This is a genomic window from Capnocytophaga granulosa ATCC 51502, from assembly GCF_000411115.1.
Lineage (GTDB): Bacteria > Bacteroidota > Bacteroidia > Flavobacteriales > Flavobacteriaceae > Capnocytophaga > Capnocytophaga granulosa.
In genome coordinates this window covers 873,262-893,176 of the sequence record NZ_KE150242.1, presented here as the reverse complement: position 1 = coordinate 893,176, position 19,915 = coordinate 873,262, and the positions used below count along the sequence as shown (strand labels likewise).

Sequence of the window (19,915 nt, the reverse complement as noted above, 5' to 3'; positions counted from 1 at the left end):
ATCACTTGAGAGAGAATTTGGGACTATTGCGTTTTGGTACAATTTTTGCACTTAGTACAAAAAATAATTTGTATCTTTGTACCCGAAATAAGAATCTTATGGCTTACACTATCACCATTACCAGCAACAGCCCACAAGCATTAGCTTTTATTGAATATCTGAAGACGCTTAGTTTTGTGGAATTTACAGAAACCCAGTCTAAGGAAAAAGCCCCTGCCAAGGCAAAGGCTAAAGCGGGACTTGCCAATCCTGAACCTGCCGTGTCCTCCAAAAAAGACGAAACTTTTAGAAAAAAATTTTTAAAAGCACTACAAGAAACTGCTGATGTAAGAGCAGGAAAGAAAGAAGCTATACCTTTTGAAGATTTTATCAATGAAATATAAATTTTATGTGCTACAGAATTTCAGTAAGGAGGCCAAACCCTTATTGAAAAAATACAAATCTCTCAAAAAGGATCTGATAAAACTAAAGGAGGAAATAGAAGCAAACCCTCTCTTAGGCACCTCTTTGGGTGGAGGGTTTAAGAAAATACGCCTCAACATTACCACTAAGAGTAAAGGTAAAAGTGGAGGAGCCAGAGTAATTACGCACGAAGTGGTGTTCAATATAGATACTGATGATGAAACAAAATCCGTTATTTTTGTCTCTATCTATGACAAATCGGAAATAGAAAGCAAGAAAACCACTGATTTTAAGGAAATAGTGGAAGAATTTAGAAATATGGAAGCACAACAATCCAAGAAAAAAACAAAGAAATAACTCCTTTCAGAGAGAGTTATTTTTTTATATCAATACCTTGCAAAAACTTTCATTTGTATGAGGAATGGGCACGCTAAAAAAATAAAAAAATAAATTTGCAGATTTGATAAATTGTTGTACCTTTGCACGCTGTTAGAAATACCAATAAATCAAGGTACTAACACAATAGGAATGTTTAATTAAAATAATTTAAGTGTGGACACATTAAGTTACAAAACACGCTCAGTAAATAAGCAAGCTGCTGAAAAACAGTGGGTTGTGGTAGATGCTGAGGGCCAGAAATTAGGACGTCTTGCCTCCAAGGTTGCCAAACTCCTCAGAGGTAAGTACAAGCCAAGTTACACCCCCCATGCCGACTGTGGGGATAATGTAATTGTTATCAACGCTGAGAAAATAGAACTTAGCGGACTAAAAACCGACACTAAGGAGTATCTTCGCTATACTGGATACCCTGGCGGACAACGTATTCAATCTTTCAAACAGGTACTTGCAAAGTTCCCTGAAAGAATCATTGAAAAAGCAGTAAAAGGTATGCTCCCTAAAAACAAATTAGGTGCTGCTCTTTTCCGTAACCTTAAAGTATATGCAGGGGCTACTCATAACCATGAGTCTCAAAAGCCTGTTTCTATTAACCTAAATGACCTTAAATAATGGAAGTAATTCACAAGATTGGACGTAGAAAAACCGCTGTCGCTCGTATCTACTTGAAAGAGGGAAGTGGTGTGATCACCGTTAACAAGAGAAATTTGACTGATTATTTCAATACCCCTACCCTTCAGTATAAGGTAAAACAACCTTTTGCTTTGCTTGGCATCGAGGATACTTACGATGTAAAAGTAAATGTATATGGTGGTGGTATCACAGGACAAGCCGAAGCCATCCGCCTTGCCATCTCTCGCGCGCTATGCGAATTGGACGTGGAAAACCGCGCAGTGCTTAAGCCTGAAGGCCTTCTTACCCGCGACCCTCGTATGGTAGAAAGAAAGAAATTCGGTCAGAAGAAAGCTCGTAAGAGATTCCAATTCTCAAAACGTTAATATTTTATCTAAAATCATTTATTTATTGCCGTATTCCCCTCTTGAGGAAGTTAGTTTAGCATCCAAATACTATGGGACAAATAATCACCATGTATTGCTAACTCTTAATACGGAACGTAAACTATTAAAAAAATGGCAAATTCAATAGAAGTAAAAGACCTATTAGAAGCTGGGGTGCATTTCGGACACCTTACCAGAAAGTGGAACCCTAATATGGCGCCATATATCTATATGGAAAGAAACGGTATCCACGTGATTAACCTATACAAAACGGCTGCTAAGATAGAAGAAGCCAACGAAGCACTTAAGAAAATCGCTGCTTCTGGCCGTAAAGTCCTCTTCGTAGCTACTAAAAAACAAGCTAAGGATATCGTAGCTGAAAAAGCTACTTCAGTAGGTATGCCTTACATTACTGAAAGATGGCCTGGTGGTATGCTTACCAACTTTGTTACCATCCGTAAGGCTGTGAAGAAAATGTCATCTATTGACAAAATGAAAAAAGATGGTACTTACGATACCCTTTCTAAAAAAGAAAAACTACACATCACCCGTCTTAGAGAAAAACTCGAAAAGAACTTAGGCTCTATTGCGGATATGACACGCCTACCTGCTGCACTTTTTGTAGTAGATACTCTCAGAGAACACATCGCTGTCAAAGAAGCTCAAAAATTAAACATTCCTATCTTCGCTATGGTGGATACTAACTCTGACCCTCGTGAGGTAGATTACGTAATCCCTGCCAATGACGATGCGTCTCGCTCTATAGAGAGAATCCTTACTTATGTAGTGGAAGCTATCAAAGAAGGTCTCGAAGACAAAAAAGTAGAAAAAGCAGAGGAAAAAAATACTGAAAACTAAAATTATTAATTCATAAAGTGATTATTTATAACTTTAAATAATCACTTTTTTAAAAAAATATACGAGAATATGTCAAAAATTACTGCCGCTGAGGTAAACAAACTTAGACAAGCTACAGGTGCTGGTATGATGGACTGTAAAAATGCCTTAGTAGAAGCTGAAGGGGATTTTGATAAAGCCATCGAAATACTTCGTAAAAAAGGACAAAAAGTAGCTGAAAAACGTGCCGACAGAGATTCTTCTGAAGGAGCTGCTATCGCTAAAGTAAATGCAGCACATACCAAAGGTGCTATCATCTCTCTTAACTGCGAAACTGACTTCGTAGCCAAAAATGAATCTTTCGTAGCCTTGGCCAATGAATTGGCTGAATTGGCGCTTAACTATAATGACAAGGAATCTTTCCTTGCAGCTCCTTTCCAAGGTCTTACTGTAGCTGATAAACTAACAGAACAAACAGGGGTAATCGGTGAGAAGATCGAGATTGGCCAGTTTGAAACCTTAGAGGGTAACTATGTGGATCTCTATATCCACGCAGGTAATAAGATTGCTGCCTTAGTTTCGCTTTCTGCAGCTATCGATAAGGCTCATGAGGTAGCTCGCAACGTATGTATGCAGGTGGCTTCCATGGGGGCTATCGTACTCTCAAGCAAGGATTTTGATCCTGCTTTCGTAGCTAGCGAAACAGAAGCACGTATTGCTGCTATCGTAAAAGAAAACGAAGAGCTTCGTCGCCTTGGAAAAACTGAAAAACATGTACCTAAGTACATCTCTGCCCTTCAGCTTACTCCAGAAGTGCTTAAACAAGCCGAAGAAGAAGCCAAAGAAGAACTCAAGGCAGAAGGCAAACCAGAAAAAATATGGGATCGTATCCTTCCTGGAAAAGTACAGCGCTTCATTGACGACAATACTACCCTTGACCTAGAAAAAGCACTACTTGACCAATACTACATCAAAGATGAAAGTAAGAAAGTAGCTGACTATGTAAAGGGATATAATGTAGAAATCACAGGATTTAAGAGAGTTTCTCTTGTATAATAGTCTCTCCATATTTTAATTATATATAAAGTAGAAGGAGTTTCCTTAAGTAATTAGGGAAACCCTTTTATTTTAGTTGTTAGCGATTAGTTGTTAGTTGTTAGTGATTAGTGATTAGTTGTTAGTCACTTGTCATTAGTCACTATTATAGGGTTATTATTATGAAAATAATTATTTTCTCAGCTCCTTCGGGTACAGGTAAGTCCAGTGTAATCAGGGAATTACTCAAGCAAACAGACCTGAATTTGGCTTTTTCTATCTCCACTACCTCACGTGCCCCCAGAGGCAGTGAGCGCGATGGGGTGGAGTATTATTTCGTTACAGCTGAAAGATTCCAAGAAAAAATAAAGCAACAAGCCTTTATAGAATGGCAAGAGGTATATGCAGGAAACTACTATGGGACTTATGCGAGCGAGATAGAACGACTCTCGGCCATGGGTAAGAACATTGTCTTTGATTTGGACGTCTTCGGGGGGATTAACCTCAAGAAACACTTTGGGGATAAGGCGCTTGCTATCTTCCTACAACCGCCCTCCTTGGAAGAGCTTAAAAAGCGTTTAGAACATAGGCAAACCGATACGCCTGAGAAGATTGCCATGCGTATAGATAAGGCTGCTTATGAGATAGAGCAGGCCGTTTATTTTGATAAGATTGTTGTCAATGACAATTTGCAAGTGTGCGTAGAGGAAGTAGCACAACTGATTCGTACTTTCTTAAATTATTGGTAAAAAGGTATATATGCAACCCAAGAATATAGGTCTTTATTTTGGTTCCTTCAATCCTATTCATATAGGTCACCTGATCTTGGCTAATTATTTGGCCGAGCATAGCGATTTAGATGAAATATGGCTGGTGGTTACCCCTCAGAATCCTTTTAAGGACAAAAAATCCTTGCTGGATAATGCTTCACGCTTGGAGATGGTGGCACTCTCGCTTAAGGAGTATGATAAGCTCAAGCCTTGTGATATAGAATTTCATCTGCCACAGCCCAATTATACGATTGATACACTTATTCATTTGGAAGAGAAGTATCCACAACATAGTTTTTCGCTCATCATGGGGGAGGACAACCTAAAATCCTTTCACAAATGGAAAAACTACCAGGTGATACTCAGTCGTTACCTCATCTATGTATATCCTCGCTTGAGCGAGGGAAAGGTGCTTGACGCTTTACAGGGTCATGAGCATATAGTATATATAAAAACCCCAATTATAGAGCTATCGGCTACCGCTATACGAGAGGATATAGCACAAGGCAAAGATGTAAGACCTATGCTTCCTCCTCAGGTATGGTCCTATATAGACAAATGGGGTTTTTATAAATAATTACTACTTTATCAAGTCATCTATATCCAAAGTAGCACCAATCTCTAACAGATGCAATCGCTTATGAGCATCACTGAATTTGCGTTTGGAGGCTTCTTTGTCAATTTTTATCACCTCAAAGGTATCATAGTGTACGCCTAATACATTATCGGTTTCTACAAATTTGGCAGCAGTAAGAGCATCTCTCACGCCCATAGTATAGTTGTTACCTATAGGGAAGATGCCCAAATCCACTTTGTACTGATGAGGGATAATCTTCATATCCATAGTAAGGGCAGTATCACCAGATACATAGATAGTTTTATCATTGTAATTGATCAAAAAGCCAGCTGGATTGCCTCCATAACTACCATCGGGGAAGGAAGAGGAGTGTACGGCCTTGATCATCTTGATCTTCACCTTTCCGTCCAAGAAACGATGGGAACCTCCTATATTCATATCATGTCCGTCAATTCCCAAAGCACGATAGTGGGCAAGTATTTCAGGGTTGGTAATCAGAGAGGCGCCTGTACGCTTGGCAATGGCTTCTGCATCAAGAATATGGTCGCCATGGGCGTGGGTTAGTAGGATATAAGTAGCCTCTATATCATTGATATTGATATGCTGAGCAAGCGGATTGGCACTGATAAATGGATCCACAAGAAAGTGTGCTCCTTCTATCTCAATATTGACACAGGCGTGTCCTAAATAAGTAACTTTCATATTTTTAGTAATTTAGTGTTTTCTTCTATATAAAATATTCTATACAATCCTCTTTGCTTGCTCCACTTTCATAGGAGAGGACAACAAAGCGGAAGTCAAAAGGACTGAGGTGTGTAACTAAGGTATCTATGAACTTTCCTTGACTCTCAATCATATACTCACTGAAGTTGTCCACACGCTCCTGTAAGGATTCTTTTGGGAAAAGACTCACCCGTAGGTCAATTACTCTATCAAGAGTCTCTCGGTATTTCTTTTTCTGCGCCTTGAGCAAGCGCTTTTCTAAGTTGGCCAATCCTTTGAGTTGCTTGGCTTCTTGGGCTTTGACGGCGCCAAGGAAGGATTTGTCGGTATGGGCAGCTATCTGGTACAGATGGGCAAAATGCTCCTCAAGGCACTGTCGCTGTGGAGTGAAATCAATAGGGTATTCGGAGAGTCTTTGAGTAATTTTGTTCTCTAAGACATTGTTTTTTAAGAAAATATCATGATGAGTAAGTCCCAGCTTGTGCAGTTTCTTCTCTTGGGTCTCACTGATGAGCAGCACCGAGTTGCGCAGCATGAGCATAGGGAAAGGCGCCTTGTGAAGGGCAAACATATCCTTGAGTTCTAGCCAGTAAGCGATTTCCCCTCCGCCGCCTACATAGGCCAAGTTAGGCAGAATCACCTCTTGATAGAGGGGGCGTAGGATTACATTGGGCGAGAAGTATTCGGGGAAACACTCTAAGTGTCGTAGGATTTCCTCCTCTGTGAATCGGATAGAGGTATTAAGCACTGCATAGCCCTCGGAATCCTTTACGATGCGCTCCCGTATACCGTCCTTGACATAGAAGATATTAATCTCACGAGGGTGTACCTGTTCGGGGTAATTCTTATTGACACTCTTGATATAAGCAAGGGTCTTTTCCACTTCCTTGTGGGCATCGTTCTGTAAAAGCTCTTGCCTGAAGTGAGGAACAAATAATTCCTTGAGGCGCTTATCATTGGCATCAATAATCACCAAGCCATACAAGGTAAAGAGTTCATTGACCAAGTATCGGGTAGCACTCGATAGGGTAGGGTGTTGCTCATAGGCTCTTTCAAAGAGGGAGGCCAAGTATTGTCCTTGGTGGCTCTTACCTAGGAGCACTCTGAGAATCTTAGTGATGCGCTCCAGCCCATCGGTGGAGAAATCACCTACCATACCCCCTTGTTCTGAATGCCAAGAGAGTTTTTGTTCACGAAAACTAAAGTGGTTAATCTCCTCAAAATCATGGTCTTCTGTTGCCATCCAGTAGATAGGGACAAAGTTGTATTGTGGGTACAACTTTTTGAGCTGCTCACAGCTTACAATAGTGGTAACAATTTTGTAGATGAAATATAGAGGGCCTGTAAAGAGGCTCAACTGGTGGCCTGTGGTAACCGTAAAGGTGTTTTCCTGACGTATAGCCTCTATATTATGATAGGTTTTCTTAGAAATAGATAGGTTTTTGTATTGTTTTTCTAATGCTTCGGCTAGGGTATTCCTATTTTCAGCCGAGTAGTGGGCTTGTTTTTCCTTTATCTGGGCTGGAAAATTGGTGGCCAAGGGAAAACGATGGTATAGACAGCGCAATTCTGCCTTCTGAGCGAGATAATCGGTGATAAACTCAGAAAAATACCCTGTTTCTTTAAAAGGAATATAGTCAATCATAAAATTATTTGAAATTATTAATCAGTCTCCTTATACAAAAGTTCAAAACAAAAAGGCAATAAGTCTTTTATGGAGCCTATTTCCAAGATGTTTCCTTGGGTGCTGGCGCAAAGTACCACAATGGGGCTGTCTTGGGTACACTCGTATTCCAAGAGCGCCTGTCTACAGTTACCACAAGGAGTGGTGATTTCCCCTTGGGGCGTCTTGGCATCATCTCCACAGATGGCTATCTTGAGGATTTTCTCCTGTGGATAGTTGGCCTTGGCATAAAAAAGCGCAGTGCGTTCGGCACATAAGCCAGAGGGATAGGCAGCATTCTCCTGATTGTTTCCAGTGATAACCACTCCATTGCTTAGCAGCAGCGCCGCCCCTACCCAGAAGGACGAATAAGGGGCATAGGCTTGCTCTCTACTTTTCATAGCGCTGAAAACGAGTGTTTTATCCTGCTCATTGAGTTCGCTCAGTTTGAGAGTTTTGTATTTGAATTGGTAGAGATGTTCGTTCATAAGCAGCCTATTAAGAGAGCAAAGGTAGAAAAAAAATAAGTAAAATCCTACGAAAAAGTGAAATTCTTTTTTCTTTATCAGAATTAAAAAAAAGCTAAATAAATTTAGCAAAACGAAAGTTTTTTGTACATTTGTTGCCGATTTAATAGTTGTATTATGGAATTTTTTAGTTCAATGGATACTTACTTACAAGGATTTTGGTTTATAGCGATTCCTGTATCTATTATTTTTGTTATTCAAACAGTGATGACCTTTGTAGGGGCGAATGCTTCCGATGGGTTAGCGGCTGATTTTGATGGAGATTTCTCAGGTAATGATGCGCCCTTTCAGCTCTTTTCTCTGCGCAATTTGGTGAATTTCCTATTGGGATTCAGCTGGACAGGCATTTCTTTTTATGAGTTGATAGCCAATAAGATCACCCTGATTATCTTTGCAGTTCTTGTAGGGTGTCTGTTTGTATATATCTTTTTCATTACAGTACAAGCCCTAATGAAGTTGGCCGAGGATAACTCCTTCAAGATAGAGGAGACCCTGGGCAAAACGGCACAGGTATACATTCCTATTCCTCAGTACTTATCAGGGACAGGGAAAGTAACCCTAAGTGTAAGAGGTTCTCTTCGTGAGCTGGATGCCATGACCGAAGAGGAAAAAATCCCCTCCAATACTATAGTAAGAATCGTAAAAGTACAAGACCAAGTACTCTTTGTCAAGAGGGTACAATAGTCAGTGGTCAGACGTTAGTGCTCAGAGGTCAGTGGCTGGTATTTGAGTTAACAATTAAGAATTAACAATTAATAATTAATAGAATGGATTTTTCATCACCCATTAGTTTGATTGCCGTATTTGCAGTCGTATTGTTTGTAACCATCATGTCGCTTACGGCGCGTTACAAGCGTTGTCCTTCGGACAAGATATTAGTTATTTATGGGCGTACAGGAGGTTCTTCCGCACGCTGTATCCATGGGGGCGGTGCCTTCGTGTGGCCTGTGATTCAGGATTTTGCTTACTTGGATTTGCGTCCGCTTTCCATTGAGGCTAACCTCTACAATGCACTGAGCCGCCAGAATATCCGAGTGGATGTGCCTTGTCGCTTTACCATAGCCATCTCCACTGAACCAGAGAATATGAACGCGGCCGCCGAGCGCCTCTTGGGACTCTCTCCAGAGCAAATCCAAGAGCTTGCCAAGGATATTCTTTTCGGTCAACTTCGTTTGGTGATTGCTACCATGACTATCGAGGAGATTAACTCCGACCGAGATAAGTTCCTTGATAATATCTCTAAGAATGTGGATAGTGAACTCAAGAAAATCGGTTTGAAACTCATCAACGTTAACGTAACGGATATCAAGGACGAATCAGGTTATATAGAAGCCCTTGGTAAGGAGGCCGCTGCTAAGGCTATCAACGAAGCCAAGATTAGTGTAGCCGAACAAGAAAAAATAGGGGAGACAGGTAAAGCCCTCGCCGATAGAGAACGTGATACACAAATCGCTGAAACACAGCGCGATCGTGATGTGAAAATTGCGATTACTCAAAAGAATAAAGAAATCAGTATCGCCCAAGCTAAAAAGGACGAGACCGTGGGTATTGCCGAGGCTAAGAAAGACGAGTCTATCGGGAAAGCCGAAGCTGACCGTGATAGCCGTATCAAGATCTCCGAAGCCAATGCCTCCGCTATCAAGGGAGAGAATGAGGCTAAGATAGAGATTGCCAACTCTGATGCCCTTCGTAGGGAAAAAGAAGCCGAATCCTTGCGTATTGCTATTTCAGCTGAGAAGGTACAACAAGCCAAAGCCTTGGAAGAAGCCTACTCTGCTGAGGAAAAAGCCGAATCGGCTCGTGCTGAAAGGGAGCGTGCTACCCAACAGGCCAACATCATTGTCCCTGCCGAAATAGCCAAACAACGTGTCATCATAGAAGCCCAAGCCGAAGCAGACCGCTTGCGTGAGAATGCCAAAGGGGAGGCCGACGCCATCTATGCGAAAATGGAAGCCGAAGCTAAGGGTCTCTTTGAAATCCTTACCAAGCAAGCACAAGGGTACAAAGATGTGGTCAGCGCCGCAGGAGGCGATCCTACCAAAGCGTTCCAATTGCTCCTTATAGAAAAACTTCCTGAACTGGTGAAAACACAAGTGGAAGCGGTTAAGAACATCAAGATTGATAAGATTACCGTATGGGAGTCAGGTCAAGGCGAAAATGGTAACACCTCTACAGCCAACTTTGTCTCTGGTATGATGAAGACCGTACCCCCGCTCAACGACCTCTTTAATATGGCAGGGCTTAATCTGCCTACTTATTTGACGAAAGCAAATGAACCCCCTCAAGAGGAAGTGAAAAGTGAAGAGTGAAGAATGAAAAGTGAAGAGTGAAAAGTGAAGAGTGAAAAGAGAAAAGTGAAGAGTGAAAAAACGTTTTTCACTCTTCACTTTTCTCTTTTCACTTAAATTCAAAACTTCCCACTTCTATTAAGTCCTCTTCATTGGTAAGCCTTACAGTAGTTTCTTGTTTTTGCTCCTTATCGGTACCGAAATGCGTATAGAAGGTAATACGGAGGGTTACAGGCATGAGTTGCTTTTGAGAGCGAGTACCAAAGTAATCTGCCTCTATTTTGTAAGAACCTTTGGGTGCTTTCTTGAGCATAAACTCCTCTGGCCCATAGCCTTGGGTGACATCTTTAGAGATTTTTCCGCCAAGGTAGGTAAGTTTGTTATCGAAAAAACACTTCTCATCAGTGGGGTCAGTCACCCATAAGTCCATATCACAGTTGTCGGTATCCCAAGAGAGTACCACACGTATATCTACAGGTTCTGACTTGAGCAGGCGCTTGTCCATAAAGTTTGTTTTGATTCCATTATGACGCGCCACGAGGCTATTAATGTCGTTCATGGTAACCAATTGTACATCACCAAAGCGATCGTCCCAAGCGTTTTTTACCACTTTGTAAAGTGTTTCTACAGCTTCTTGGTACTGCTTATCTTCGGCTAAGGCCAAACCTAAATCACGATAGGACTGGGGTTCTTCCTCTCGGATAGCCACTACCTTTCGGAATACTTCTATGGCTTCCTTGTAAGCCTTGTAACTGCTGAGTTTGTAACCCAATACACGGAGCAGTTGAGCGTCCTCCAAGTTCAGTTCGGCCAAGTTGGACACTACCAATACTGCCTGTGCAAGGTCTCCTCTCTTGAAGAAGTAATCCGCTACATCTACATAGAAAGAGGGTGTTTGTCCGTATTCCTTTTTGAGCTTATGGTAAGTCTCTATGGCTTTGGCAGGATCGGTGTATTCCATGACCTTGAGGTAAGGTGTATCAGGATCGTAAGCATTGAGCACAATTCTGGCTTGGGGAGGATTGTACCCTAAGGATTCAGCGGCAGGTTCAGCCAGTTCCATTTCCATTTGTTGAGCACTATTGTCTGCAATTATATCATATCCAGCAGTACCCATATCAGCCATCTTAGCATTATCATCACTGGCATCATACCTAAGCATTTCAGCAGCATTGTTGTACTCCGCTATTTCTTCTGCATGTACCATCATAGCAGGAGGGGGAGGAGGCGGTGTTCCGTATTCCTTATTTTTTTTAGTATTCTTTTTCTTGATAGGATAGGAAGTTTGCCACCACGAAGTTTGCTCTTTGGATTGGCTGATTACACGTTCCAAGGCCTGCTTCTGCTCTTCCATTTTTTCAGAGTTTATTTCGGAAGAGAGTTTGTTATATTCCTGTTCGAGTTCCTTGGGTGGGGTAATCTGATAACGAACATAATCTTCAGCTGTCTCCAGTACGATTAGGGAGTTGCCCTCGGTTACGATACCATAACGGCGACCTACCACATCAATGGCTTTGCTTTCAGCCCCCTCTCGTCTGAGTTGTGCAATCTTCTTTTCTGCCCATACGCGGCGCAAAAGAGCAAATTCCTCATCGCTTGCAGCTGTGTTTTTACTAAAGGTGAGTTCTTTTTCTACGATGACCTTGTTTGGATAGCCTAAAGATACAACCAAAGTAGCATCTTCACTATTTAGATAACCTGAAAAAGTAAAATTTTCCCCTACTAAAGTACCTTTTTGAGGATATAAGTTCACTACATTTCCCTTTTTTACCTTATAATCCAATACTTGGAAGGCTTGATATTGCAATGCTTTCACCGCCTCAGAAACCTCTTGGGTATTGAGATTGATAAAACTACCTCCAGTAGCTCCTGACAAGTATTGTAGCTTGTCCATATTGGCTACTAGTTGGGAGCTAACTACATTGACAGGGGCATGTAGCTGCCCAATGAGCCGCGTAAAGTCAAAATTCTTATCCCTAAAGTTAAAGATACCATCGGAGAAGAGGAAGTATTCATCACTTTCTTGAGGGAATAGCATCGCTTGAGGGTCTGTTGCCCCGTCATATATTAGTTTTTCTAAGTATTGTCGCAGTTCCTGCCAATTGCCGTTTTCCACTTTGAAGGGGATTGCTGGAGAGGAACGGATATGAAAGGTAGTAAGGGCTACCTTTACCTCCTTTATTTCCTTAAAATAAGCATCTAAAAGGGCAAATTCCTTGGCAAAGTCTCTTTTCTGGCTGGAAGAAGAGCAATCCCATAGGATACCTATGCGCTTGGGTTTTTCTTTTTCCCTCAGCGATTGCTTTTCCAAGGCTATATTCCCATAGAGGTAGCTATCCGTTCCTTTGGAGGCGGTTAGCAATTGAGGTTTGTCTATTTTAGGGAAGGTCAGCCCTATATTTTTGTCCAAGGTATAGTTGTCTTTCTTGACCTCACTGATATAGCTGTTGCGGCTTTGCCCGAAATTGAGTTGTAGCGTATTTTCTATATCCGCTTTAACCTTGCGCGAAACCACTTCGGTACGTAGCTTAAAGTGCTTGAGCTTCACTCCAGAGGCGATGGGTAGGAAATAGAAGTCTCGTCCGTCCCTTTGGGAGAGTTCTTGCTCGAAGGCAATGAGGATTCTACGTACGCCTTGGGCAGGCATAGGATATACACGAGCGCGGAAGTTGTTACCTTCGGTTTTTTCCAAAAGCCCAGGGTCTACATTGCGCCGTGCGATATCCTCAAAGGCTTGGCGCCCTAAGGCCTTATCCACGACTACCCCCTCGCGGAGCTTACCGTCGATATCTAAGGCAAAGCGAGAGACCTCTTGGCCATTGGATAGGGGAAACTCAAACTCGCCTTCCATCACCCTATCATTGGGGTTGTAGAAGGTCATTTCCATAGTAGTTACGGCCGTTTGTCCCATGACCAATATATCCATGGAGAGCTCTTGTAATTGCATGGGGTTGGCATTGTACTGACTCCTGACCTTCACTTCGGGCAGGACAGTTTTTTGAGCCATAGCACCTCCTACTGAAGCAAGGAAGGCTATGGAGGTTATTAAAGGTTTCATAAATCTATTGTTTATTTTAGACGAATGGTCATTATTTTAATGCGAGTTCGACGTAAGCAAAATTATATTTTTCTCCCACAGATTCCACGGATTTTCACGGAGAGAATGATGCAACAACTAAGTATAACTCCTTAATTTCCACGGATAAATAAGGCCTTTGGCCTTATAAAAATCTGTGTAAATCGCAACAGCACTATTACACAAACATAGAAAATCTGTGAAATCCGTGAAAATCTGTGGGAGCTTTCGTTATATCGAACTCACGTTATTTTAAGGACAAATTACTACTTGCCCCTACTAAAACTCAAAGCTTCCCACTTCTATGACTTCTCTTTGGTTAGAGAGGCGTACAGTAGTCTCTTGTTTTTTCTCCTGAGGGGTGCCATAGTGAGTAAAGAAAGTGATGCGAAGGCTTACGGGTAGCAGCTGCTTTTGGGAGCGATTACCGTAGTAATTTACCTCTATTTTGTAATTACCCTTGGGCGCTTTCTTGAGCATAAACTCCTCAGGGCCATAGCCGCCGGTTACATCTTGGCTTATGATACCGCCTAAGTAGGTCTGCCTGTGTCCATAGAAACATCTTTCTTCTTCGGGGTCGGTAACCCACAAGTCCATATCGGAGTTGTCGGTATCCCAAGTGAGCACTACGCGGATATCCACGGGTTCTTTTTTGAGCAAACGCTTGTCAATAAAGGAAGTGCGGAGGCCCTTTTGGGTATTTACGATATTGTTGATTTCGTTCATGGCGATTAGCTGTACCTCTCTAAAGCGCTGATCCCAAGGGCGTTCCACCACCTTGTAGAGGGTCTCTATTGCCAGCTGATATTCCCCAGCTTGGGCCAAGGCCAATCCCAAATCACGATAAGATTGGGGTTCTTCCTCACGGATAGCCACCACCTTGCGGCTAATGGCTACCGCCTCTGGGTAGGCCTTGTAAGCACTGAGTTTGTAAGCCAATACGCGGAGCAGCTGGGCATCCTCTAAGCTCAGTTCGGCCAAGTTGGACACCACCAATATGGCCTGCTGAGCATCTCCTTTTTTAAAGAAATAATCAGCCACATCTACATAGAAAGAGGGCGTTTGTCCATATTCCTTTTTGAGTTTGTAATAAGTCTCTACCGCTTTGGCTGGGTCGGCATATTCCATCACCTTTAGGTAGGGCGTATCAGGATTATAGTCATTGAGGGCTATTTTGGAGGTATTAGAAAGCTCACCACTACGATCTTCTGCCTCGCTTTGCTCTTCATCATTAAGAACTTGCGCAGTTTCTTTAGCCGCTTTTTTGTTCTGTCGTCTTTCTTTTCTGGAAGAGCGACTATAGCCGACTACCACCATTGCTTCAGCCAACTCGGCCTGATCCTCAATATTATCAGAAACAGAGCCAACACCACGTATAGCGAGCGTGGAGGAGTAAGCACGGGCATTTATACCAGCGGTACTCTCGTTGGAAGATTGATTAGCTGTATTCTTGACAGGTTGGGTACCTGCGATAGGGAAGGAGGTATTCCACCATTTGCTTTGTACTTCGGAGAGTTTTACCACGTAGTCAAGGTGTTCTTTCTTTTCTTTTTCCTTGTCTTGTTTTTCCTTATTGACAAGGCGTTCGTATTCCCTTTGAAGCTCCTTGGGAGGGGTAATCTGGTAACGCACATAATCCGCTATGGTCTCCAGAACGATCAGAGAATTACCCTCGGTGACGATGCCATATTGGCGACCTACGGCATCAATATCCTTAGCCAAAGCGCCTTCTCTTTGTAGCTGTGCAATCTTCTTTTCTGCCCATATACGACGCAAAAGGGCAAACTCTCCCGCACCTGCGGTATTATCTTTGGTAAAAGTAAGCTCTTTTTCCACGATGACCTTGCCAGGGTAGCCCAAGGAGACCACTACGGTCGCCTCTTCGGAGCTTAGTTGGCCCGCAAAAGTGAAGTTTTCCCCTACCAAAGCCCCTTTCTGAGGATATAAGGCAGTTACATTTCCACTCTTTACTTTATAGCCTAGGAGTTGGAAAGACTGGTAGCGCAAGGCCTTGAGCGCTTCAGGGAGTGCTTGGGAAGTAAGGTTGATCAGCGCTCCTCCAGTGGCTCCAGCCAAGTATTGGAGTTTGTCCCAGTTGGCTACCTGTAGAGAGCTAATTACACTCACGGGAGCTTGTAAGGACTTGACAAGTGATGGCAGATCAAATTCTTTAGCACCGAAATTGAAAATACCATCAGAAAAGAGTAAGTACTGGCCAGCACCTTTGGGGAATACCATAGCATTGCCGTCGGTTGCCCCATCATAAACTTGTTTTTCCAAATATTCCCGCAACTCCTGCCAATTGCCGTCCTTCACCTCAAAGGCTACAGGCTTGGCAGCGCGGATATGGAAAGTGGTGAGGGTTACTTCTGTATTCTTGATCTCCTTAAAATAAGCATCTAATAGTGCATATTCCTTGACAAAGTCTCTTTTTTCATTAGAAAGAGAGTTGTCCCAAAGAATACCTATGCTTTTGGGTGCTTCTTTCTCCCTTAGAGACTGTTTTTCCAATGTCATATTTCCATAAAGGTAGCTTTCATTCCCGTTGGTAGCGGTAATGAGCTGCGGTTTGTCTATTTTGGGGAAGAGAAGCGCAATATTTTTGTCCAAAGTATAGTTGGTCTGCTCTACCTCACTGATATAGCTGTTGCGGCTTTGGGTAAAGTCCAACTGTAGAGAGTTCTGGATATCCGTTTTGACAAAGCGAGAAACTACCTCGGTATGGATTTTGAACTTCTTGAGCTTAACGGCATTGGCAATGGGTAGGAAGTAAAAGTCCTGTCCGTTCTTTTGGGAGAGTTCCTGCTCGAAAGCAATGAGGATTCTACGCGTTCCCCTGCGAGGCATAGGATATACACGGGCGCGGAAGTTGTTACCTTCGGTTTTTTCGAGCAAACCAGGGTCTACCCCACGGCGTACGATGTCCTCAAAGGCTTTGCGCCCCAAGGCCTTATCCACTACAACTCCCTCGCGGAGCTTGCCGTCTATATCTAGAGCAAAGCGAGAGACTTGCTGCCCATCGGAGAGGGGAAACTCAAACTCACCCTCCATCACGCGGCTATTGGGATTGTAGAAAGTCATCTCCATTGTGGTTACCGCTGTCTGTCCTACCACCAAGATATCCACCGAAAGGTCTTGTAGTTGCATGGGCTTGGCATTATCCTCTTGGCTTACCTTTACCTGAGGTAGGATGATTTTCTGTGCAGTAGCACTCCCTATAGAAAAAAGAAGTGCTATAAAAGATAGAAATTGTTTCATATGTTTTTAAGATAAAATAAATACTTTCATAGTACAAAAAATATGCCAAAGAGTAAGTATAATCTTAAAAAAATATATATCTTTGCACACTAAAATAATTCCTATGTTAAAACATATATGTCTGCTTTCTGTAGTCATTCTTTTTGCTGCTTGCAGGGATAAAGGAAAGAATGGTGATTTGTTGGATGAGATGGCAGGTAGAGAGATCAACGAACCCTATGAGCCTCTTTTCTTACAAGACACTGCGGTAGTTTCCTTGAAGAAGGTTACTATTAAGGACAACTACTATAAGCCTGCTATAGAGCGAGAAGTGGTGGACTTCTACAAAAAATATAATTATCAAACCCGCTGGCTTTACCAGAACAAGCCTTCACCGCTTTTTGCCTCTTATATCAAGACCCTTACGGAGCTTACTGATTATGGTTTTTTCCCACAGAACTATAGGCAACATGAGTTGGATTCCTTAGTGGGGCATCTCTACCAGCATAAGGATTCCTTGTTCTTAAAGCAGTTGGAGACGACCGACCGAGAGATTACGGCCTCCTTTCTGCTGCTTACCCGTCACCTTACTCAAGGGCGTATCCCTAAGGTAGGCGATGATGTCCGTGTATGGAAGCGCAACAAACCCATATTTGACAATGTAGAGTTGCTCTTGAAGCTCAAAGATACTGATAGCCTGTCCACTGTCATAGAAGCGCTACAGCCTCAACAAACTTTCTACAAAGCGATGGCACAGAAGTATAAGGAATTGCTTAAGGATACGACCTCCTATATGCCTTTTGCTATTGCTGATTTGAAGAGCTTTGCTGTGGGCTATAGTGATAGTACTGTGGTAGCCCTGCGTAACCAGCTAGGGCTTAGGGGGTACAAACCTATGGCACAGGGAGCCCCTGCCCAGGTAGATTCACTCCTGATAGAGGCCGTTAAACAATTTCAGCGACAAGTAGGGCTTACAGCCGATGGAGTGCCAGGGGCGCTGACAATGAGCTATTTGCAGATGACTCCAACGCAGCAACGTGACTTGCTACTGCTTAATATGGAGCGCCTACGCTGGCAAAATAAGGACTTGGGAGAGGATTATATATTGATCAATATTCCCGAATACCGACTAAACCTCTACCATAAGGATTCACTGAAGTTTACCACTAAGGTAGTAGTAGGCAGACCAGATACACCAACTCCCATTTTCTCCGATAGTATTAAGTTTGTAGAGTTTCGTCCTACCTGGTCGGTACCTATAAGTATTGTGCGCAAGGAGATGATCCCTCGTATAGTAGATAGTGGGGATTCGCTAAAGTATGCTAAGCGCGGGTATAAGCTCTATGAGAATAATAAGGAGATAGACCCAGCCACAATCAACTGGAGGGATGAGAAGACTCTTAAGCGCAATTTGGCTTTTGTGGAGAATCCTTCGGCGAATAACTCCTTGGGCTTGGTCAAGTTTATCCTCCACAATGATATGAGTATCTACCTACACGATACCCCCAGCAAAAAACTCTTTGACAATACCCAACGCACCTATAGCCATGGCTGTGTAAGGGTACAATACCCCGATAGCTTGGCTTACCAGCTGCTTAAGCATACCGCGGAGTGGAATTACCAAAAGGTCAATGATGCCATGCAGACAGGCCGAGACCAGTACCGCGTACATCCTAAGCAACACTTTGTGGTGGATATATCCTACCTCACCGCTTGGGTAGATGAGGCAGGACAGCTTGTAATTCGCAATGATCCTTATCAGTTTGACAAGGAACAACTCAAGCTCTTAGAGCGTTATAAGAAGATGTAACTTATCATAGTGTAGCGGCGAATACCTCCAAGAAATGTGTGGTGATACGCTGCTTCACTTCTTCCATGGGTACCTCTCTGCCCAGTTCCGCCTTGAGGGAAGTTACCGCCTTATCAGCGATACCGCAGGGTACGATATAACCAAAGTAACTCAAGTCCGTATTCACATTGAGCGCGAAGCCATGCATGGTTACCCAGCGGGAAGCTCTCACCCCCATAGCACAGATTTTGCGCGCCTTGGGCGTGCCCACGTCCAACCATACTCCTGTTTCCCCAGGACTACGTTCGCCCTTAAGACCATAGTCGGCAAGGGTAAGGATAATGACCTCTTCCAATGAGCGTAGATACTTATGGATGTCAGGGAAGAAGTTGTCCAAGTCCAGTATAGGGTAACCCACTACCTGCCCCAGTCCGTGGTAGGTGATATCTCCTCCGCGGTTTACCTTATAGAAGGAAATATGTTTTGCCCTAAGGAATTCCTCGCTCATAAGCAGGTGCTCCATCACACCGCTTTTGCCGAGGGTCAACACATGAGGGTGTTCTACAAAAATCAAGTAATTAGGAGTAGGGGAGGGGTTCTCCGCATTGCGATTAGCGGTTTTTTGATCAATAGTAGCCTGAAAGAGGGCTTCTTGTGCCTCCCAAGCCTCTTTATAGTCTTTTAATTCCCAATCAATGAGGGTGATTTTTTTGTTCATCTCTGTTTATATATGTAGATGTCTGTTAAAAGTCTTCTCGAATAAAAAAGCTCCCACGGATTTCACAGATTTTCTGTGTTTGTATAATCATGCTACTGCGATCTACACGGATTATTATAAGACCAAAGGTCTTATTTTTTCAAGTAATCTAAGAAATCCCTTAAATCAGTAAAGAACTTAGTGTTCTTATCATTCATAAGTTTTTGAGCTTCTTCCATTGCTTTAATAGTGACAGTATTAGGAATACCTATTATCTCCTCAATAGGGAAATCAACTTTTTGTATATCAGCTTGTAAGGTTATTTTGCTCATAATTTTAAATATTTTTGGATTGATGGAAGTTACTATTTCTTACCTCTTGCAAAGGTACGAAAAAGATTTGAATTGGAATAACTTTTGTTTATTATAGATATTCGTTGTATCTTTGCAGTGTTTTTATATTTATACTATCTTAATAATCATAACAGAGACAACTTTCGCATTATGGATGAAAAAATAAAAGAACTTATCCAACATTATATCATTTTTCTTCAGGAAGATCCTTCCAACGAAGATGAAGTGTATAAGTGGAAAGCAATAGAACATTTTCAGCAATATTGGGATATAGATACTGATGATTTCTATGAAATGTTCAAAGAAGCTTTTAGAAAAAGAGGGAACTTAGTATATCAAAATCCTTTTAGTTTCTTAGATGCATTAGGTAAATATTTTCCTGAACAGCTAAGAAATTTATTTCTTATAATTTATGGTTCTGATGACTTTTATACGAAACTAAAAAGGGCTAAAGATTTTGCAGAAAATAGCATAGAAGAATTGAAAAAAAAAGCTCAATAAAATAAAATTCAATCATCAGTTGGACGAGCGAACCCTTTCCTTTTTG

Annotated in this window: 19 protein-coding genes; 12 read left to right on the top strand and 7 right to left on the bottom strand. The window is 42.3% G+C overall.

The annotated features are described in order from the left end of the window. The first annotated feature begins 98 nt into the window (after positions 1–98). The 8 genes from HMPREF9331_RS13200 to nadD all read left to right on the top strand — a co-directional run bounded on the left by HMPREF9331_RS13200 (position 99) and on the right by nadD (position 5,015). A complete protein-coding gene (locus HMPREF9331_RS13200; protein WP_016419848.1) occupies positions 99–383 on the top strand; it encodes a hypothetical protein in 285 nt (94 codons plus the stop codon). After that, positions 373–759, top strand: coding sequence for a hypothetical protein (locus HMPREF9331_RS03985; protein WP_016419847.1), 387 nt, complete (start codon positions 373–375; stop codon positions 757–759). The genes HMPREF9331_RS13200 and HMPREF9331_RS03985 overlap by 11 nt, the downstream gene beginning before the upstream one ends. A 195-nt stretch (positions 760–954) precedes the next feature. After that, complete coding sequence (gene rplM / locus HMPREF9331_RS03980) at positions 955–1,410, top strand: 50S ribosomal protein L13 (RefSeq protein ID WP_016419846.1); 456 nt, start codon at positions 955–957, stop codon at positions 1,408–1,410. After that, complete coding sequence (gene rpsI, locus HMPREF9331_RS03975) at positions 1,410–1,796, top strand: 30S ribosomal protein S9 (RefSeq protein WP_009642384.1); 387 nt, start codon at positions 1,410–1,412, stop codon at positions 1,794–1,796. Before rplM ends, rpsI begins: the two co-directional genes overlap by 1 nt. A gap of 132 nt (positions 1,797–1,928) precedes the next feature. Then, positions 1,929–2,654 (top strand): 30S ribosomal protein S2, encoded by a 726-nt coding sequence (gene rpsB, locus HMPREF9331_RS03970; RefSeq protein ID WP_016419845.1) that lies wholly within the window; start codon positions 1,929–1,931, stop codon positions 2,652–2,654. Positions 2,655–2,723: 69 nt separating this feature from the next. Continuing rightward, positions 2,724–3,689 (top strand): translation elongation factor Ts, encoded by a 966-nt coding sequence (gene tsf / locus HMPREF9331_RS03965; protein WP_016419844.1) that lies wholly within the window; start codon positions 2,724–2,726, stop codon positions 3,687–3,689. Positions 3,690–3,850: 161 nt separating this feature from the next. Next, positions 3,851–4,417 carry a guanylate kinase gene (gene gmk, locus HMPREF9331_RS03960; protein WP_016419843.1) on the top strand — a complete coding sequence of 189 codons (567 nt, stop codon included), beginning with the start codon at positions 3,851–3,853 and terminating at the stop codon, positions 4,415–4,417. Positions 4,418–4,427: 10 nt separating this feature from the next. Next, entirely contained in the window at positions 4,428–5,015 is a 588-nt protein-coding gene (gene nadD / locus HMPREF9331_RS03955; RefSeq protein WP_016419842.1) for a nicotinate (nicotinamide) nucleotide adenylyltransferase, read from the top strand. A 3-nt stretch (positions 5,016–5,018) separates the two neighbouring features. Here nadD and HMPREF9331_RS03950 read toward each other — a convergent pair whose 3' ends face one another. From HMPREF9331_RS03950 to HMPREF9331_RS03940, 3 genes are read right to left on the bottom strand one after another with little or no spacing between them, the layout of a single operon-like run. Then, a complete protein-coding gene (locus HMPREF9331_RS03950; RefSeq protein ID WP_016419841.1) occupies positions 5,019–5,717 on the bottom strand; it encodes a metal-dependent hydrolase in 699 nt (232 codons plus the stop codon). 25 nt (positions 5,718–5,742) lie between these two features. Beyond that, entirely contained in the window at positions 5,743–7,383 is a 1,641-nt protein-coding gene (gene bshC / locus HMPREF9331_RS03945) for a bacillithiol biosynthesis cysteine-adding enzyme BshC (protein ID WP_016419840.1), read from the bottom strand. A 17-nt stretch (positions 7,384–7,400) separates the two neighbouring features. Next, positions 7,401–7,889: a cytidine deaminase gene (locus HMPREF9331_RS03940; RefSeq protein WP_016419839.1), complete on the bottom strand. Its 489-nt coding sequence runs from the start codon at positions 7,887–7,889 to the stop codon at positions 7,401–7,403. A gap of 156 nt (positions 7,890–8,045) precedes the next feature. Here HMPREF9331_RS03940 and HMPREF9331_RS03935 point away from each other — a divergent pair, with 156 nt between their 5' ends. Both HMPREF9331_RS03935 and HMPREF9331_RS03930 read left to right on the top strand, forming a co-directional pair. Further along, positions 8,046–8,612, top strand: coding sequence for an NfeD family protein (locus HMPREF9331_RS03935; protein WP_016419838.1), 567 nt, complete (start codon positions 8,046–8,048; stop codon positions 8,610–8,612). 83 nt (positions 8,613–8,695) lie between these two features. Further along, complete coding sequence (locus HMPREF9331_RS03930; protein WP_016419837.1) at positions 8,696–10,237, top strand: flotillin family protein; 1,542 nt, start codon at positions 8,696–8,698, stop codon at positions 10,235–10,237. Between the two features lie 88 nt (positions 10,238–10,325). Here HMPREF9331_RS03930 and HMPREF9331_RS03925 read toward each other — a convergent pair whose 3' ends face one another. Together HMPREF9331_RS03925 and HMPREF9331_RS03920 are read right to left on the bottom strand one after the other, a co-directional pair. Beyond that, the gene (locus tag HMPREF9331_RS03925; protein WP_016419836.1) at positions 10,326–13,274 is read right to left on the bottom strand and encodes a VIT domain-containing protein; all 2,949 of its coding nucleotides are present in this window, start codon (positions 13,272–13,274) and stop codon (positions 10,326–10,328) included. Positions 13,275–13,571: 297 nt separating this feature from the next. After that, entirely contained in the window at positions 13,572–16,550 is a 2,979-nt protein-coding gene (locus HMPREF9331_RS03920) for a VIT domain-containing protein (RefSeq protein WP_016419835.1), read from the bottom strand. 103 nt (positions 16,551–16,653) lie between these two features. Between HMPREF9331_RS03920 and HMPREF9331_RS03915 the strand changes: the two genes are divergently transcribed. Beyond that, the gene (locus HMPREF9331_RS03915) at positions 16,654–18,339 is read left to right on the top strand and encodes a L,D-transpeptidase family protein (protein WP_016419834.1); all 1,686 of its coding nucleotides are present in this window, start codon (positions 16,654–16,656) and stop codon (positions 18,337–18,339) included. 4 nt (positions 18,340–18,343) lie between these two features. Here the strand turns inward: HMPREF9331_RS03915 and lipB are convergent, their stop codons facing one another. Continuing rightward, the gene (lipB, locus tag HMPREF9331_RS03910) at positions 18,344–19,036 is read right to left on the bottom strand and encodes a lipoyl(octanoyl) transferase LipB (protein WP_016419833.1); all 693 of its coding nucleotides are present in this window, start codon (positions 19,034–19,036) and stop codon (positions 18,344–18,346) included. 131 nt (positions 19,037–19,167) lie between these two features. Beyond that, the gene (locus HMPREF9331_RS03905; RefSeq protein ID WP_016419832.1) at positions 19,168–19,347 is read right to left on the bottom strand and encodes a hypothetical protein; all 180 of its coding nucleotides are present in this window, start codon (positions 19,345–19,347) and stop codon (positions 19,168–19,170) included. 171 nt (positions 19,348–19,518) lie between these two features. Here HMPREF9331_RS03905 and HMPREF9331_RS13195 point away from each other — a divergent pair, with 171 nt between their 5' ends. Beyond that, complete coding sequence (locus tag HMPREF9331_RS13195) at positions 19,519–19,869, top strand: hypothetical protein (protein ID WP_155848671.1); 351 nt, start codon at positions 19,519–19,521, stop codon at positions 19,867–19,869. Positions 19,870–19,915: the final 46 nt, after the last annotated feature.